The organism is Rhodococcus sp. NPDC057014 (assembly GCF_042673295.1).
Taxonomy (GTDB): Bacteria; Actinomycetota; Actinomycetes; order Mycobacteriales; family Mycobacteriaceae; genus Rhodococcus_F.
This window is the reverse complement of the sequence record NZ_JBHUSF010000577.1, coordinates 1-2502: the sequence shown is the minus strand read 5'-3', so window position 1 is coordinate 2502 and position 2502 is coordinate 1. Positions and strand designations below refer to the sequence as shown.

Annotated in this window: 3 protein-coding genes; 2 read left to right on the top strand and 1 reads right to left on the bottom strand. The window is 68.6% G+C overall.

The window, feature by feature from the left end; translation table 11 throughout:
• Positions 1–33: 33 nt before the first annotated feature.
• A complete protein-coding gene (locus ACFTZB_RS45015; RefSeq protein WP_378442405.1) occupies positions 34–1341 on the bottom strand; it encodes a PQQ-binding-like beta-propeller repeat protein in 1308 nt (435 codons plus the stop codon).
• A 188-nt stretch (positions 1342–1529) separates the two neighbouring features.
• Here ACFTZB_RS45015 and ACFTZB_RS45010 point away from each other — a divergent pair, with 188 nt between their 5' ends.
• Positions 1530–2273 (top strand): acyltransferase, encoded by a 744-nt coding sequence (locus ACFTZB_RS45010; protein ID WP_378442403.1) that lies wholly within the window; start codon positions 1530–1532, stop codon positions 2271–2273.
• Between the two features lie 25 nt (positions 2274–2298).
• A partial coding sequence (locus ACFTZB_RS45005) for a DUF3253 domain-containing protein (protein ID WP_378442401.1) occupies positions 2299–2502 on the top strand: 204 nt, incomplete at its 3' end.

Below are 2502 nucleotides of genomic sequence, written 5' to 3'. Positions count from 1 at the left end.
CTCAACCGCCCGCGGTTGAGAAGTACTCACGGGTCAGCGGAGGACGAACAGTTCCCCGAGCAGGGTGGGCGTGAGCACTTCGCCCTTGGGGCCGACGGACGTCCCGACGGTGAACCCCTTCGCCCCGGGCAGCGTGTCCTGGTCGAGGGTTTCGCCGGTTCCGGTGTCGAACGTGAGTATCGCCAGTCCGTCCGTGCCGTCGCGGACCACCGCGTACCCGGTGGACCCGGCCGTCTGCGCCGGGACACCCAGCTGCAGTAGATCCTTCCGCTCCCAGACGAGTTCGGCGTGATCGCCCTTGTCCTGCAGCGCCAGCAGGTGGCCGTCGGGACCACCCGCGGGGATGATCAGACCGTCCGCGGACGTCGACGGGCTGCCTGCCGCGGCGTACCCGATGTCGTAGCTCCACTTCGCATCACCGGTCGCCGAGTCGATCGCCCACATCGTTCCCCAGTTGTCGTTGGCGTAGACGACGGAGCCGTCCGCCGACAGATCGGGGCTGGACGCGCTGCCGCCCGGCAGAGTGTCGCTGGACCATTCGTGGGTGATCGCCGGGTTGTCGCCACCGGAGTACTTCATCGCGACGAGTTCCGCCTGGGGTGCGCCGGGCGCGAAGAGCGTGAAGTAGAACTTGCCGGACTCGAGGTCGATGGCGGGCATGTTCGCCACCGGGCAGTCCGGGGCGCCGAAGAAGCAGCCGCGCAGGCCCTTGTCGTCGGGGAGGATGTCGACGTTCGCGCCGTCGGCGAGGGAGGGCGGCGGGACGAGATCGTACGGCGCCACGACCTTCTGGCCGTTCTGCGTGTTCACGATATTGATCTGGCCGAGCTGGGTGATGAAGAGGAGATTGCCGTCGCCGGTGAACTGAGCGGACAGCGGGGTCCCGACCACCGGTGTGCGCCAACGCAGCTGGCCGTATTCGTTGAACGAGTTGATGGCGCCGTCCTCGCCGACGTACACGTTGGCGGCGCCGTCGACGACCGGTGTGGACGCCACGACGCCGGGGGCGAGTTGCCGGCACCACCGTTTGCGGCCGCTGTCCATCTGGTAGGAGAAGAGGTTGCAGCCCTTCTCGGTGCGCGCGGTGACGAAGATCTGGCCGCTCGCCGCCACGGACGCGTAATTCGCGACCGGGCCGCCGAGCGGGCGCGACCAGGCGAAGGAGAGGTCGCGGGAACCGGTGACGGGGCTGGTGTCGCTGTTGCGGGCGTCGGCGTGCATGCCGGGCCACCCGCCTGCCGAGAAGATGTCGTCGACCTGCGGCCCGCTGCTGCAGCCGCTGAGGACGACAGTCGAGATCGTCGCCAGCGCCAGTACTGACGAACGTAGGACCCGCCGCATTACATCTCCTCGTCTTCGATAACGCTCGGCCCAGAGACTATCCCGCCGAGGCGGGGCCGAGCGTCAGACCCCGAGGCGGGGCCGAGCGTCAGACCCCGAGGCGGGGCCGAGCACACGCCCCGAGGGTGGTGCCGGAGTCCGGACGCACCCGAACGGGGGTGCGGGCGGTGAACGTAGGCTGACAGGCTATGACGAGCATGTGGGGCGCACCGTTGCGTACGAGGTGGCGAGGATCCCGGCGGAGTGACAGCGAGCAGGCCCGCTTCCTGACACGCGCCTCGCTGCGGTGGGTGCTGGCGAACAAGGCGTACACGCCGTGGTACCTGGTGCGGTACTACCGGCTCGCGAAATTCAAGCTCGCCAACCCGCACGTGATCCTGCGAGGCATGGTGTTCCTCGGCAAGAGGGTGGAGATCCATTCGACCCCCGACCTGTCCCGGCTCGAGATCGGCCGGTGGGTCCACATCGGCGATGGCAACGCCATCCGGTGCCACGAGGGTTCGCTGCGCATCGGCGACAAGGTGGTGTTCGGCAAGGACAACGTCGTCAACACGTACCTGGACATCGAGATCGGTGCGTCGACGCTCGTGGCCGACTGGTGCTACATCACCGACTTCGACCACCGCATGGACGACGTGAACGTTCCGATCAAGGATCAGGGCATCGTGAAGGGCCCGGTCCGCATCGGTCCCGACACGTGGGTGGCGGCCAAGGTGACGGTCTTGCGCAACACGCGCGTCGGGCGAGGCTGCGTTCTCGGCGCGCACGCCGTCGTGAAGGGCGACATCCCGGACTTCAGCATCGCGGTCGGGTCGCCGGCCAAGCCTGTGAAGAACCGCAAGGCGGAGTGGGAGGCGGGCGCGGCGGAACGCGCGAAGTACATCGCGGCCCTCGAGGACATCGCCCGGAAGAAGGCGGCGCAGGAGAACTGAGTGGTGCGGTGGCATAGTCGGGAGCATGGCTGCGTCGGACGCCGAACTCGAGGACCGCATCCGGGCGCTTCTCGACGCCCGGGCCGACACCGCGAGCATCTGCCCGTCGGACGTCGCGCGCGCCGTCGCCCCCGATGACTGGCGACCCCTCATGGATCCGGTGCGGGAGGCCGCCAGGCGTCTGGCCGACGCCGGCGTGGTCGAGATCACCCAGAAGGGGGATGTGGTG